Raw genomic sequence first — 14281 nt, forward strand, 5'->3', positions numbered from 1 at the left:
TTTTATTGCTTTATTTTATTTTTTTTTGACTTTTAGAAGAATATTAAATACCATTATTGGCTTTTTTATTATCTAGTTTTAAAAAATCCTGAATCAAATCTTTCAGAATTGAATTTGTTTTATACATTTGGTTTTTGAATAATATTAACGTTATTTCTAATATAATGGAGTATTATTTAAAGGATATTAATTTTTAATGAGAAATTTTACAATATGGCATTTTCAAGTTTATTTAGGAAAAAGACAGTAGAAGATATTTTAAGGCAGGTTGAAAAAAATGAAACGGATGGTCATAATACGCTGGGAAGGTATTTGACAGCCAGGGATTTGACCGCTTTTGGTATTGCTGCGATTGTTGGTGCCGGAATTTTTAGTACAATTGGGAAAGCCAGTTCAGATGGTGGTCCAGCAGTAATTTTCTTGTTTATATTTACCGCTTTAGCCTGTAGTTTTGCTGCTTTTGCTTATGCTGAATTTGCTTCTATGGTTCCTGTTTCAGGGAGTGCCTATACCTATTCTTATGTCGCTTTTGGTGAATTAATTGCTTGGATTATTGGTTGGGCACTGATTATGGAATATGCAATTGGTAATGTTACAGTTGCCATTTCTTGGAGTGATTATTTTACGGGCTTGCTCGAAAGCGGGGGAATCCATCTCCCCCAATGGGTTCAAATGGATTATTTATCTGCTTCCAATGGATTTAATGACGCAACCGCTTTGATGCAAGGAGGGAAGTCCTTTGAGAATTTGAGTTCTGGTATGCAAGCCGCTTATGTTGCTTGGACTACTTCGCCATCTATTGGTTCTTTTCATTTCGTAGCCGATTTGCCAGCTCTATTTATCATTATTTTGATTACAACCTTAGTGTATCGTGGCATGAAAGAGTCAAGAAATGCTAGTAATATGATGGTTATAGTAAAATTAAGTATCATTCTTTTAGTTATCGCTGTGGGCGTGTTTTATGTAGATACTGAAAACTGGACTCCTTTTGCACCTAATGGGGTTAGCGGGGTTTTAAAAGGCGTATCGGCTGTTTTCTTTGCTTACATTGGTTTTGATGCTATCTCTACTACTGCTGAAGAATGTAAAAATCCGCAACGCGATTTGCCTCGTGGAATGATGTGGGCTATTATAATCTGTACGATTTTATATGTGATTATCGCTTTGGTATTAACCGGAATGGTGAACTACAGTGAATTGAATGTAGGTGATCCTTTGGCATTTGTTTTTCATAAATTGGATTTAAAATGGATGTCTGGTATTATTGCTGTAAGTGCCGTAATTGCCATGGCGAGTGTTTTGTTGGTTTTTCAAATGGGACAACCCCGTATTTGGATGAGTATGAGCCGTGATGGTTTATTGCCAAAACGTTTTTCTAAGGTACATCCAAAATTTAAAACGCCTTCTTATGCAACGATAGTAACTGGTTTTGTAGTGGCTATTCCAGCTTTATTTTTGAATTTGACTATCGTTACTGATTTGTGTAGTATTGGGACATTGTTTGCCTTTGTATTGGTTTGCGCCGGTGTATTGGTTTTACAAGACAAACCCAATATTCCAAGAGGAAAATTCAAAACGCCTTATGTGAATTCAAAATATGTTGTTCCTTTTATGCTAATTGCCGGTTTGTATTATGCATTTGCCTATAACAATAAGGCAACTACGGATTTTATCACCAATGAAACCCAAATTTTTAAAGCCACTGATATTATTACTTCATTGAACAAAGAGGAGACCAAAAAAGTGTATGATTATTTAGTAGGGATTGAGACTAAAAAAAATACAATTGAAGTTTTGGATTTAGAAAATTTATTAAGTCAATACCAGCAGGATGACGCAAAATATGCTTCGGTTGTGGCGGGTTTACCGATAGATAATAAATTAAAGTATGAAAGTGGTTTTAGCTTGTTTAAGCATAAGATACCTATGTGGATTTTCTTGATTACTTTAGTGGTACTTACATTTTGGTCTTTTCGTAAAAATTTATCTTTAATTCCTTTATTAGGTTTGGTTAGCTGTTTGTATATGATGGCTGAATTGAGTGTGTGGAACTGGATCTATTTCACGATTTGGTTGCTAATAGGACTTACAATTTACTTTGGCTTCAGCCGTAAAAACAGTAAACTGAATTTGATGGAGTCTTAGAAAGGGATTTTATACTGATTAAAAAAGAAGGCTATTTCTAAATTTATTTTAGAAATAGCCTTCTTTTTTTAGATGTCTTATCAGTTGGAATCGATTATTTATTGCTGATGGTTCGATAATTGCCAAAAAAAAACTGCCTTTTTGGGGCAGCTTTTTTTTGGTATTTCGATTAAGTATTAGAATTGGTATCTAACTCCTAATGCGATATCAGAACCATAATTGTTTTTGTAGTAACCATTTCCTCCAAATTCAGGTCTGAAATCTAAAGAAATTAACAATGGAATGTCAAAGTTATACTCAATTCCAATGTCTCCTGCTGCAAAAACGAAAGTGTCATTATAGGATTTACCATTATTATCATCATAACCGTAATTTCCTAATCCTCCACCAACACCAGCATACCAGTTGAAACCACCGTCAATGTTCCATACCCATTGATACAATGCTGCTAGTTTAACAGCGTGAGAATCATATCCGTTATTGTTGAAGTTGTCTCTGCTTCTCCATCCCAAATCTAATTCCAGTCTGTTATTGTCAGATAATCCTCTTTGGTAAGAAACTTCACCTCCAAAACCACTGTTGTCTCCTAAACGTAGACCTAATGCATTTTTTGAAATGTCTTGTGCTTGTGCGCTAAATGCTAATCCAAAAAGCATAATAGCCGATAAAATAATTTTTCTCATAAGTAAATATTTGTTCTACAAAGTTACAATGAAAAGTAACGAATGAAATATACTATTATTATAAAAAATTATATAATTCACATGTTTTTCATTCATTATGTTGTTAATATACTGTTATTCAGTTGTTTATTTGTTTTTTTTAAGTTTTTTTTATTTTAAAAAATAAAGCACTTATTTTGAATTAATTATCGAATGAATCAGTTTATTATTTAGAATATCCTCCATTTCAAATAAGTTTTCTTCTTCTTCGATGTAATTAGATTCCTGATAGTTGTATAATTTCCATCGCTTTTTGTTGTATTCCAAAGCGGTTAGATTTTCGACCCAATCTCCAGAGTTTAAATAGAGTGTGGAGCCATTTTTATTTTCCTTTCTAATTATTTTTGGCTCATGAATATGTCCGCAAATGACATAATCGTATTTTTTTTCAATGGCCAGTTCAGTAGCGGTTTCTTCAAAATCGGAGATGTGTTTTACCGCTTTTTTTACGCCCGCTTTTATTTTTTTAGAAAAAGAATAGGGTTCTTTCCCCATTTTTTTTAAACACCAGTTCACAAAGCGGTTCAGTAAAATTAAGTAGTCATACCCTAATCCGCCTAGTTTTGCAATCCATTTGGCATGGTTCACCGAAGCATCAAATACATCACCATGAAAAATCCAGGCTTTTTTGTCATCGATTTCTAAGACTAACTTGTCAACCAAGGCAAAATTTCCCATACTCATGTCAGTAAACTTTCTAAGCATTTCATCGTGATTACCGGTGATATAATAGACTTTAGTGCCTTTGGATGCAAATCCTATTATTTTTTGAATGACTTTGAGATGCGTTTTTGGGAAATACGATTTTCTAAATTGCCAGATGTCAATGATGTCTCCATTTAGGACTAAAATCTTGGGTTTAATAGTCGATAAATACTTGTTTAGTTCTAAGGCGTGACTTCCAAAAGTGCCCAGATGAGTATCAGAAAGCACTACTAATTCAACTTTTCTTTTTTTCAATTGATTCTAATTAGTTTTTTACAAATTTAAGGGTACTATCTTTTACGAATATTTAAAAAAAGGTTATCATTTTGTAAGAATCTTTAACGGAATGTAAAGTTTTAGTCAATTGATTTTATAAAACAATCGTAATTTTTAATTTTTTACTTTAAATCAGAAAACATATATTTGTTCAAAATAATTATAATGGCAGGAAATAACTACGGAACACTATATAGAATAACCACTTTTGGAGAATCGCATGGAGAAGCATTAGGCGGAATTATTGATGGTTGCCCTCCTGGGATAACAATAGATTTAGAAGCAATTCAAAGAGAAATGTCCAGAAGAAAACCAGGACAATCTGCAATAGTTACCCAACGAAAAGAACCGGACGATGTTCAGTTTTTGTCGGGAATTTTTGAAGGAAAAACAACTGGTACACCAATAGGATTTATCATTCCCAATACAAATCAAAAATCAGACGATTATTCCCATATAAAAGATAATTACAGACCAAGTCATGCCGATTATGTGTATGAAAAGAAGTATGGTGTTCGTGATTATCGAGGTGGTGGTAGAAGTTCAGCCCGTGAAACTGCCAGTAGGGTGGTGGCCGGTGCCATTGCAAAACAAATGTTGCCTGAAATTAAGATAAATGCCTACGTCTCTGCTGTAGGTCCGATTACGCTTGATAAGCCGTACCAAGATTTGGATTTTTCTAAAATAGAGAGTAACCCTGTTCGTTGCCCTGATGAAGAATCAGCTGCCATTATGGAAGATTATATTCGTGAGATTAGAAAACAAGGAGATACCGTGGGAGGTATTGTAACTTGTGTCATTCAAAATGTGCCAATAGGTTTGGGCGAGCCGGTTTTTGATAAACTTCATGCCGAACTGGGAAAAGCCATGCTTTCTATCAATGCCGTGAAGGGATTTGAATATGGAAGCGGTTTTGATGGAGCTATAATGAAAGGAAGTGATCATAACGATTTGTACAATACTGATGGTACTACAAGAACAAATCTTTCGGGTGGTATTCAAGGAGGAATCAGTAATGGTATGGATATTTATTTTCGAGTAGCATTCAAACCTGTAGCAACTATTATGCAAAAACAAGAATCACTGGACAATCAAGGGAATATTACTGAAATGACCGGTAAAGGTCGTCATGATCCTTGTGTAGTACCACGTGCTGTTCCTATTGTAGAAGCTATGGCAGCTATTGTCCTTGCCGACTTTTATTTGGTAAATAAAACGTATAGTTCTACTTTTTAAAGGAGATTTGAATTTACAATGCTGTTAAAATTAGGACTATAGAATAATTGTATTTTGGGACGAGACCCAATTTCTAATAATAATTAATATTAAATCGATGCATTCAACAACAGTAAAAAAGAAATCTATATTTGCTAATCTGACCACGCAAATACTTATTGCTATGGTCTTGGGGGGGATTTTGGGAATTATTATTCATAATTCGGTTTCAGTAGAAACAGCAACATCATTTAGTAATAAAATTAAAATATTAGCTACAGTATTCATTAGATTAGTTCAAATGATAATTTCGCCCTTAGTATTTACAACGCTTGTTGTGGGTATCGCTAAGCTTGGGAATGTTAGTGCTGTAGGGAGAATTGGAGGAAAAGCATTAGCTTGGTTTTTTACTGCTTCTTTAATTTCTTTGTTGTTGGGGATGTTTTTTGTAAATATTCTTGAGCCAGGAGTTGGATTGAATTTGTTAAATGTTGATTTAACTTCGGCAACAGAAGTAGCTGCAAAAACACAGAGTATTTCCTTTGAAAACTTCATAGAGCATATAGTGCCTAAAAGTATTTTTGAAGCAATGGCCACCAATGAGATTCTTCAAATTGTTGTTTTTTCAATTTTCTTTGGTTTAGCCGCAGCTTCTATCGGAGATCATGCTAAACCGGTTGTCAATGCGCTAGATAAGACTTCGCATATTGTTCTTAAAATGGTTAATTATGTGATGAATTTTGCTCCTATAGGTGTTTTTGGAGCTATTGCTGGTGTTTTTGCTGTAAGAGATTTTCAAGAATTAGCGATCACTTATTTCAAGTTTTTTGGTTCTTTTTTGATAGGAATCTCTTCATTGTGGGTGATATTAATAGTAGTAGGTTATATCTTTCTTAAAAGCAGAATGACTTTGTTGCTAAAAAGAATCGTGAGTCCTCTTATCATTGCTTTTGGAACTACTAGTAGCGAGGCTGTTTTTCCAAAGTTGACCGAAGAATTGGAAAGATTTGGAGTAAAAGATAAAATAGTTTCATTCATGTTGCCGCTGGGTTATTCTTTTAATTTAGATGGAAGTATGATGTACATGACTTTTGCCAGTATTTTCATAGCTCAGGCTTATGGTGTTCATTTAGATATGGGGACGCAGATGACCATGCTTTTGGTTTTGATGTTAACCAGCAAAGGAATTGCGGGAGTTCCTAGAGCGAGTTTAGTAGTGGTTGCCGCTACTTGTGGGATGTTTGATATTCCAATTGAAGGTATTGCTTTGATATTACCAATTGACCATTTTTGCGATATGTTTAGAAGTGCTACAAATGTTTTAGGAAACGCTTTGGCAACATCAGTAGTTGGTAAATGGGAAGGGGACAATGAAATGCTAAGCGAAGTTTCGGAATAGTTTATAGATTGCTTAGTAAAAAGTATAGATTTTTTTAAATAAAAAGCCTGCTTGAATGTTTCAAGCAGGCTTTTTTATGAATTAGTATTTTTTGATTGTAAAATAGATCAAGTGTTTTCAGGATAAGATGTTTTAAAGCTTTAAAAATTAATGGAGTATAATGAATTGTTTCTTAAAATTTAGCTGTATATTTGAACAATTAGTAGTAGTTTATGTACAACGGAATTCAAATTATTTTTTTGATTTTATTTTCCTTAAACATTTTAAGTAGCCAACCCGCTACAACTAACGCGATGCTTAGCGATAAGGAAATTTTAGAACTAATAAAGCAGGGTTCTAGTTCTTTGCATGAGTCTAAATTTGAAAAGTCTTTTGAAACCTCCAGGAAGGCTTTGCATCACTCTTATGTCAGTAAAGATAATTATCTCATTGCCAGATCCTATAATAATATAGCAGCCAATTATCAAGGTTTAGCCGAGTATGATAAGGCAGTTTTCTATTTTGTTAAAGGTTTGCTATATGCCAATAGAACTAATAATGATACTATCAAAAGTTGGTTAAATAATAATTTAGGAAACTTGTATAGTTTTGACAAAAATCAATTCAGTACAGGATTAAAATATTATAAGAAAGCTTTATGGCATAGCGAAAAAACAAATGATAGTGCTCAAATTTATGTAACCAAGTTAAACTTAGCTTGGGCTTACTTTTATATAGGTAATTTTAAAGAAGGAGAGCCTTATTTAAAATTTATTAATGTTCAGCACAAAAAGTATGGTAAAGAGAAAACAGCGGTAGCATTAAACATGCTCAATGGGATGTTTTATAGTCATAAAAATGAGTATAATAAAGCAAGTTCTTATTTTTTAAAAGCCATTGCATTAGGAAATCAAGGTAATGAAAAGCAAGATTTGTCCCAAGCCTATAGTGAATATGCAAAATTATTATTCAAAACAGGTGATTTTAAAAAGGCCTATGAAAATATGGCTACTTTTAATAAAGTAAATAATGAGCTTACTGATTCTAAAAAACTTAGGAAAGCTAATTTGGTAGGTATTAATCTGGAACTAGATGAGTACAAAAGAAAAGTCAATACTATTGAAAGTGAAAAAGAACTTCAATACCAAAGCTTAAAGAAATCAAGAATCATTGTAGTATTATTCATTATTGCTTTGAGCGTTTTATTATTATTGTTCTATACACTCTATAAGAGTTATAGTTTTAAACAAAAGAAAAACAAGGAGCTTATTATTGCTAATAAAGAGCTATCGGTAGCAAAAGAAAATGCAGAAGTTGCTTCCCAGCAAAAGTCCCAGTTTGTATCAACGATTAGTCATGAATTAAGAACTCCTTTATACGGTGTTGTAGGGATTACTAATATGCTTTTGGATGAGCATAAAGAATTGGCAAACAGTCCGCATTTGAGTTCACTTAAATTTTCTGCCCGGTATTTATTATCATTGGTTAATGATGTACTTCAAATCAATAAAATTGAAGAAAACAGAATAGTATTAGAAAACATGACTTTTAATATTAGTGATGAAATCAATATGATAAAGAACTCTTTGTCTTTTATTGCTAAGAATCATGATAATAAAATTAATGTTTATATTGATCCTGCAATTCCGGAATATTTAATTGGAGATAAATTAAGGCTTTCTCAAATTTTGATTAACCTGGTAAGTAACGCTTTGAAATTTACTAAAAATGGTGAAGTCAAAATAAAAGTTGATTTGGTTAAAATGGCAGAAAAAGAATGTAGTGTTGAATTCAATATTGAAGACAACGGTATTGGTATTGCCAAAGAGGATCAAGATAAAATCTTTGATACATTCGTACAAATTGGCAGAAAGGAAATAGATTATCAGGGTACTGGATTAGGTTTAGCAATTGTTAAACGATTATTAGACTTGTTTAATAGTTCTATTAATCTTGAAAGCGAGGCCGGGAAAGGAACTAAATTTACTTTTGTCATAAAATTTGAACATGACTCTGCTAAATCAGTTGAAATGATTAATAATATAGAGGTTGATTTAGGAACAAACCAAATTTTTAAAATTTTAGTGGTTGAAGACAATAAAATCAATCAAGTTATTATTAGGAAAATTATTGAGAAGCAAAACAGCAATTGTATAATTGTCAGTGATGGATTTACAGCCCTTGAAATTCTAGATAAAGATAAATTTGACGTGATATTAATGGACATTAATATGCCAATAATTAACGGTTTTGAAACAACAAGAAGAATTCGTGAGAGAGGTATTTATACACCTGTTATTGCTTTAACGGCATTTAATAAAGAGGAAGTCACAGAAGAAGCGATTTCATCCGGTTTCGATGATATTATAAATAAACCTTTCGAATCTGAAGCTCTATTTAAGACTATTACTTATTTATTGTCTAGACAGGAATCTCTTTCTTTAAACTAAAAAAAAAGAGCTTAGAGATTTTTTGTAAATTCTAAGCTCTTTTATTTTGAGTCATTTTTAAAAATGGCTTATTTAACAGTGATAGTTTTGGCTATTTTGTTAGTTGTACCTTCTTTTTTTGCAATTTCTACATGTAAAATACCGTCTTTATAATTGGCGCTAACATTGTTTTCATCGGCGTAATCAGGGAGACTGAAAGCTCTGTTGAAGGATTGATAGTTGAATTCCTTTCTGTAATAATTGTCTTTTTTTCTATTTTCTTCTTTTTCCTCTTTTTTTTCAGAAGAAATACTAAGCATGTTATTGTCAATTTCAATTTTAAAGTCTTCCTTTTTTAAACCGGGAGCGGCCAATTCTACCTCAATTTTTTTGTCTGTTTCTTTTAAATTTACTGAAGGTAAATTACCGCCTAAAGAAGAGAAATTCTTACCGCTCCAATCTGTAAGATCTTTTGATAGAAAATCATCAAAGAAAGTATTTACAATTGGAACAAAACCATTTTTTTTTGCTGGAGTTTCCATGATATTAAAGATTTAGATGATTAGTAATTTTTAATAAAATTAAGGAAAAACACTTGAAATAGTTATATCTAAAAAGTTAATTAACTCATTATTAGTATTTTGTATGTAAAAAAAATCCTTTTACGATATTGGTAAAAGGAGTTTTTTAAGGCTAACAAATTATCTATTTTAATTAATACCAGCGTTTTTTATTTTGCTTGGAAGCACTAGATTTTCTCGATTTGTGAGCACCGCCGCTGCGATTTGAATTTTTAGGTTTAGTCGATCCTCCAGGAGCAGTTTCAGGACTTCCTGAATGCCACGGATAAGGATGGTCATTTATGGTTTTAACGTCTACTTTTATTAATTTTTGGATGTCTTTCCAATAACCATGTTCGTCTTTGCTGCAAAAAGAAATAGCAACTCCGCCATTTCCGGCACGTCCTGTTCTACCAATACGGTGTACGTATGTTTCGGGTATGTTTGGCAGGTCAAAGTTGATGACAAAAGGCAATTGGTCAATATCAATTCCTCTAGCGGCAATGTCTGTGGCTACAAGAACGCCCACTTCTTTGTTTTTAAAAGCTTCCAGTACACGCTGTCTGGCATTTTGTGATTTATCGCCATGAATAGCTTCGGCAGCGATGTTGTTTTTTCGTAATGCTTTTACAACATTGTCCGCGCCGTGTTTCGTTCTTGAAAAAACCAATATATTCGATAAATCTTGATTTTTTATCAAATGGTACAACAGATTTCTTTTCTCTGTTTTTTCAACAAAATAAACGTGTTGTTCTACATTTTCGGCGGTAGAGGAAACTGGAGAAACAGTTACTGTTTCAGGATCAGTCAAAAACATTTCGGCAAGTTCTCTTATTGCAATAGGCATGGTTGCCGAGAAAAAAAGAGTTTGTCTGTTTTTAGGCGTTAGCTTTACGATTTTTTTGACATCATTTACAAAGCCCATATCAAGCATTTGATCCGCTTCATCCAATACAAGCGTATGCAAATGATCTAAGTCAATGAAACCTTGTTTGTGTAAATCAAGTAATCTTCCCGGTGTTGCAACCAAAATATCAACCCCGTTTTTTAAGGCATCAACCTGTGGGTTTTGAGAAACTCCTCCAAAAATGGTGAGTTGGGTTAAATTGGTATATTTTCCATAATCATCAAAATTTTGACCAATTTGGACTGCTAATTCCCGAGTTGGGGTAACTACCAGGGCACGAATTTGTTTGGCTTTTTTTGATGAACCTACAATGCGGTGTAATTGATGGATGATAGGAATGGCAAATGCTGCCGTTTTTCCTGTTCCTGTTTGTGCACAACCCACTAAGTCTCTTCCTGCTAAAACTAAAGGAATTGCTTGTTCTTGAATGGGAGTGGGGATGGTATAGCCTTGTTCAAATACGGCTTTTTGTATACTTTTTGAAAGCGATAAATCTTCGAATAACATATTTTGGATATTAAATACCTTGTATTAAGTACAGAGATAGTTTTGCAAAGATACTATTATTATTTTTGGCATCTTTTTTTAATATTTTCCTAGCCAAATTGATTTTAATAATCAAATGGTTGTACTAATTACTCAATGCTGCTGTTGGATTTTATAAAATCAGTAACAAGATACCCAATTAATTTTCCAATTAAATGATTGTTTTTTTCTTCAGCCAAATCCGGTGCGCCTTCGCAAATGTGTAAATAAGAAGCGTTTTTGTGTTTGCCGAAGAATGAAATAAACTGTCTCAATTCTTCTACAGAGAAACCGCTCATCGTCATTGCGCTACTGGCAATATTTGGAATAGCATCTAAATCGATCTCAATTCCATAGGAATCGGTTTTTATAAATTCTAATGCGTTAACCATTTCTTGGCGAAATTCTTTTTCTTTTCGAATGTTCAGGCTGTCGTAGGTATTGTAACGTACTCGATCTTCTTTTTTCTTGATAATATCCAAGACACTTTTGGAAGTGTAATTTTCGTGTAATCCAAAGATGAAATATTTTTTTAAGAAACCTTCCTCGTAGGCATAAGAAAATCCGTTTCCGCTATGACGTCCTTCTAGAATTCTAAAATCGGAATGGGCATCAAAATTTATCGCGTTAACTGCTTTTCCTTTGGCTAAGGCAGTCCCTTTTATGTTTCCGTAAGAGTTGTTGTGTCCGCCACCGATAATTATAGGCGTCTTTCCTGATTTTATAATGTTAAAAATAGCATGTGAGACCTCTTTGTCGATTTTCTCTACCAGTTGACTTAATTTTGTACGATCGCTTGTTTTATTGAAATCTAAATGTTCTACTTCTTTCATTTCATCATAAACATCAATTTGGCCAAGAACGATAATTTGACTGCCTTTGCAAAAACGATTGTGTTGAATGTTTGCGATATTTTTTATGGCTACATCCCAAGCTGATGCTGCGCCAGGCCTTCCAAAATTAGCTCTGATACCAATATCTTCCGGAATTCCCAATAATACATATTTGGCTTCATAGCTTTTTAAAAATGAAATAAAATCGGTGTCTTTAGGGACCGTTATCATTTTTTCTCCAAACTTTATTTCACCACTTCTATGGTTAGTAATTTTCGCTAAATCATTAGCTGTAAAACGCAGTAGCTTTTCCATAAAGGATAAAAATTTTTCCAAAAATAATATAATTGTCATAACTTACGTTATAACTCAAATATATATTGTTAAATTTGGAAAAAAATAATTAAAAATGGAAAATCAAAAAAGTAGTTCAAGTTTAAAAGCTGTTATAGCTGTCTTAGCGGTATTGCTAGTGGGAAGTTTAGTGTATATTTTTAAAATTACCTCAGATGCTGATACCGTACAAACTGAATTAAAATCTACTATGACTGAAAAAGAATCAGTTATGAAAGATTTGCAAGAGTTGAAAGCAACTTACGATGCTGCAATTGCAGAAAATACTTCTATGTCTGAAGAGTTAATTCAAGAAAGAGATAAGGTGGTAAGCTTAATGGCTGACTTGAATAAATCTAAAGGGGATGTAGCTTCATTGGCAAAATACAAAAGTCAATTTGTTGCTTTGCAAAACAACATGAAAGTTTTGATGGCGGAAAATGAAGGTTTGAAAAAAGAAAATACAAATCTTACCACACAACGTGATAGTACTATTGTAGTGTTAGGTGAGTCTAAAAAATACAATGAAGTATTAGTAGGACAAAACGAAGAGTTATCAAAAGCGGTTGAAAAAGGGTCTAAATTATCCGTTTTAAACATGAAAACTTCGGCTTATAAACTAAGAAGCTCAGGAAAACAGATTGAAACTGATAAAGCCAGTAGAGCGGATGTACTTAAAATTAGTTTTACCATTGCTGAAAACCAAATTGCAAAATCAGGAGATAAAACTTATTATGTACAGGTAATTGATAGTAAAAACAACGTTTTAGGGGACAAGAAAACGGAAAACTTTGGAGATAAAGATTTGACTTATAGTTTTATTACTAATGTGAAATATGAGAATAAAACAGTTAATGTTTCTGAAGATTTAAAAGGAAAAGATTTTGCCAAAGGAACTTACTTTGTAAATGTTTTCGATAAAGATGAATTGGTTTCAAAAACAAGTTTTACTTTAAGATAGTAGCTTACTAATTGAAAAATATAAAAAAAGAGGAACTAAATGTTCCTCTTTTTTTATGCTATACTTTTACCTTCTATAAACACGGTTTCTATTAAATTACTGCCAAAAGCATAAGGCAATTGATAATAGGAAGGAATGTTTTTTGTAAGAATCAGATTTGCTTTTTTACCCACTGTAATACTTCCATGGGTTTCGGAAACTCCCATGGCATAAGCTCCGTTGATGGTAGCTGCATTGATTGCTTCTTCAGGAGTCATTTTCATTTTTATACAGGCAGTGGCAACAACAAAGTTCATGTTTCCGGATGGAGTAGAGCCTGGATTGTAATCGGTAGCTAATGCCAGAGGAAGTCCGGCAGCAATCATTTCACGCGCCGGCGTATAAGGAATACTTAAAAAATAAGAACAAGAAGGTAAAGCTACCGGCATGGTTTCGGTATTTTTTAAAGCCATAATGTCTTCCGTATTCATAACTTCAAGATGATCTACTGAGAGCGCATGTTGTTTTACAGCCGCTTGGATTGCTCCGATAGAGTTAAACTGGTTTACGTGGATTTTTGATTTCAGACCGTATTGTAGTCCTGCTTCCATGATTTGTTCCAGTTCGCTAACAGTGAAATAACCCGTTTCGCAAAATACGTCGATATATTCTGCCAGCTTGTTTTGGGCAATTTGCGGCAGCATTTCATTGATTAAAAGATCGATGTAGCCTTTGCGGTTTTCTTTGTACTCTAAAGGAATAGCATGAGCGCCAAGAAAAGTAGCTTTTATTGTTATTGGATAGTTGTTAGAAAGCTTTTTAATTACACGAAGCATTTTAAGTTCTCCATCGATTGTGAGTCCGTAACCGGATTTTATTTCAACAGCACCCGTACCCAGACGCATGACTTCCTCCAGGCGCAATTTTGACTGCTCGTAAATTTCTTCTTCTGAGGATTCGTTGAGTTTTTTTGCCGAATTTAAGATTCCACCGCCATGGTTAGCAATTTCTTCATAGGTCATGCCATTGATGCGATCTACAAATTCCTGCTCGCGATTCCCGGCATAAACAATGTGGGTGTGACTGTCGCACCAAGTGGGTAAAACCATTTTTCCAGTTGCATCGATAACTTCATCGGCTTTTATTTGCGGTAAATTATCCATAGAACCAAAATCGGATATCAAATCATCCTGAATCAATAAATACGCATTTTTGATTGTTGGTAGAATGGCCATTTCGGCACCGGAAACTTTTGAAACGGAAGTTTTCCGCACCTGAAGCAATTCCTTTACATTTATGATCAGTGTTGTCAT

11 protein-coding genes are annotated in these 14281 nt (G+C 33.4%); 5 read left to right on the top strand and 6 right to left on the bottom strand.

Features of this window, described 5'->3' with window-relative positions; genetic code table 11:
- The first annotated feature begins 213 nt into the window (after positions 1–213).
- Positions 214–2145, top strand: a complete 1932-nt coding sequence (locus tag LNP19_RS10195; RefSeq protein ID WP_230061822.1) for an amino acid permease — start codon at positions 214–216, stop codon at positions 2143–2145.
- Positions 2146–2321: 176 nt separating this feature from the next.
- On the opposite strand, the gene LNP19_RS10200 is transcribed toward LNP19_RS10195, so the two are convergent.
- Positions 2322–2828 carry a hypothetical protein gene (locus tag LNP19_RS10200; protein ID WP_230061823.1) on the bottom strand — a complete coding sequence of 169 codons (507 nt, stop codon included), beginning with the start codon at positions 2826–2828 and terminating at the stop codon, positions 2322–2324.
- Positions 2829–2999: 171 nt separating this feature from the next.
- Positions 3000–3827, bottom strand: coding sequence for a UDP-2,3-diacylglucosamine diphosphatase (locus tag LNP19_RS10205; protein WP_230061824.1), 828 nt, complete (start codon positions 3825–3827; stop codon positions 3000–3002).
- Positions 3828–4013: 186 nt separating this feature from the next.
- Here LNP19_RS10205 and aroC point away from each other — a divergent pair, with 186 nt between their 5' ends.
- From aroC to LNP19_RS10220, 3 genes are all read left to right on the top strand, one after another.
- Entirely contained in the window at positions 4014–5084 is a 1071-nt protein-coding gene (aroC, locus tag LNP19_RS10210; protein ID WP_230061825.1) for a chorismate synthase, read from the top strand.
- 97 nt (positions 5085–5181) lie between these two features.
- Positions 5182–6462, top strand: a complete 1281-nt coding sequence (locus tag LNP19_RS10215) for a dicarboxylate/amino acid:cation symporter (protein WP_230061826.1) — start codon at positions 5182–5184, stop codon at positions 6460–6462.
- A 212-nt stretch (positions 6463–6674) separates the two neighbouring features.
- A complete protein-coding gene (locus LNP19_RS10220; protein WP_230061827.1) occupies positions 6675–8891 on the top strand; it encodes an ATP-binding protein in 2217 nt (738 codons plus the stop codon).
- 68 nt (positions 8892–8959) lie between these two features.
- On the opposite strand, the gene LNP19_RS10225 is transcribed toward LNP19_RS10220, so the two are convergent.
- The 3 genes from LNP19_RS10225 to LNP19_RS10235 all read right to left on the bottom strand — a co-directional run bounded on the left by LNP19_RS10225 (position 8960) and on the right by LNP19_RS10235 (position 12010).
- Positions 8960–9412: an Hsp20/alpha crystallin family protein gene (locus LNP19_RS10225; RefSeq protein WP_230061828.1), complete on the bottom strand. Its 453-nt coding sequence runs from the start codon at positions 9410–9412 to the stop codon at positions 8960–8962.
- 172 nt (positions 9413–9584) lie between these two features.
- The gene (locus tag LNP19_RS10230) at positions 9585–10844 is read right to left on the bottom strand and encodes a DEAD/DEAH box helicase (RefSeq protein ID WP_230061829.1); all 1260 of its coding nucleotides are present in this window, start codon (positions 10842–10844) and stop codon (positions 9585–9587) included.
- A gap of 128 nt (positions 10845–10972) precedes the next feature.
- Complete coding sequence (locus tag LNP19_RS10235) at positions 10973–12010, bottom strand: formimidoylglutamase (protein ID WP_230061830.1); 1038 nt, start codon at positions 12008–12010, stop codon at positions 10973–10975.
- A 94-nt stretch (positions 12011–12104) separates the two neighbouring features.
- On the opposite strand from LNP19_RS10235, the gene LNP19_RS10240 reads away from it, so the two are divergent.
- Positions 12105–12989, top strand: a complete 885-nt coding sequence (locus tag LNP19_RS10240) for a hypothetical protein (RefSeq protein ID WP_230061831.1) — start codon at positions 12105–12107, stop codon at positions 12987–12989.
- A gap of 53 nt (positions 12990–13042) precedes the next feature.
- Here the strand turns inward: LNP19_RS10240 and hutI are convergent, their stop codons facing one another.
- Positions 13043–14281 (bottom strand): imidazolonepropionase, encoded by a 1239-nt coding sequence (gene hutI / locus LNP19_RS10245; protein ID WP_230061832.1) that lies wholly within the window; start codon positions 14279–14281, stop codon positions 13043–13045.

Source organism: Flavobacterium acetivorans, assembly GCF_020911885.1.
In the GTDB taxonomy this organism is placed as follows: domain Bacteria; phylum Bacteroidota; class Bacteroidia; order Flavobacteriales; family Flavobacteriaceae; genus Flavobacterium; species Flavobacterium acetivorans.

Excerpts from the sequence above, each read along its gene's own strand:
- LNP19_RS10195 (WP_230061822.1), top strand. The coding sequence starts at position 214 with ATGGCATTTTCAAGTTTATTTAGGAAAAAGACAGTAGAAGATATTTTA.
- LNP19_RS10200 (WP_230061823.1), bottom strand. The coding sequence starts at position 2,828 with ATGAGAAAAATTATTTTATCGGCTATTATGCTTTTTGGATTAGCATTT.
- aroC (WP_230061825.1), top strand. The coding sequence starts at position 4,014 with ATGGCAGGAAATAACTACGGAACACTATATAGAATAACCACTTTTGGA.
- LNP19_RS10215 (WP_230061826.1), top strand. The coding sequence starts at position 5,182 with ATGCATTCAACAACAGTAAAAAAGAAATCTATATTTGCTAATCTGACC.
- LNP19_RS10220 (WP_230061827.1), top strand. The coding sequence starts at position 6,675 with ATGTACAACGGAATTCAAATTATTTTTTTGATTTTATTTTCCTTAAAC.
- LNP19_RS10225 (WP_230061828.1), bottom strand. The coding sequence starts at position 9,412 with ATGGAAACTCCAGCAAAAAAAAATGGTTTTGTTCCAATTGTAAATACT.
- LNP19_RS10230 (WP_230061829.1), bottom strand. The coding sequence starts at position 10,844 with ATGTTATTCGAAGATTTATCGCTTTCAAAAAGTATACAAAAAGCCGTA.
- LNP19_RS10235 (WP_230061830.1), bottom strand. The coding sequence starts at position 12,010 with ATGGAAAAGCTACTGCGTTTTACAGCTAATGATTTAGCGAAAATTACT.
- LNP19_RS10240 (WP_230061831.1), top strand. The coding sequence starts at position 12,105 with ATGGAAAATCAAAAAAGTAGTTCAAGTTTAAAAGCTGTTATAGCTGTC.
- hutI (WP_230061832.1), bottom strand. The coding sequence starts at position 14,281 with ATGACAACACTGATCATAAATGTAAAGGAATTGCTTCAGGTGCGGAAA.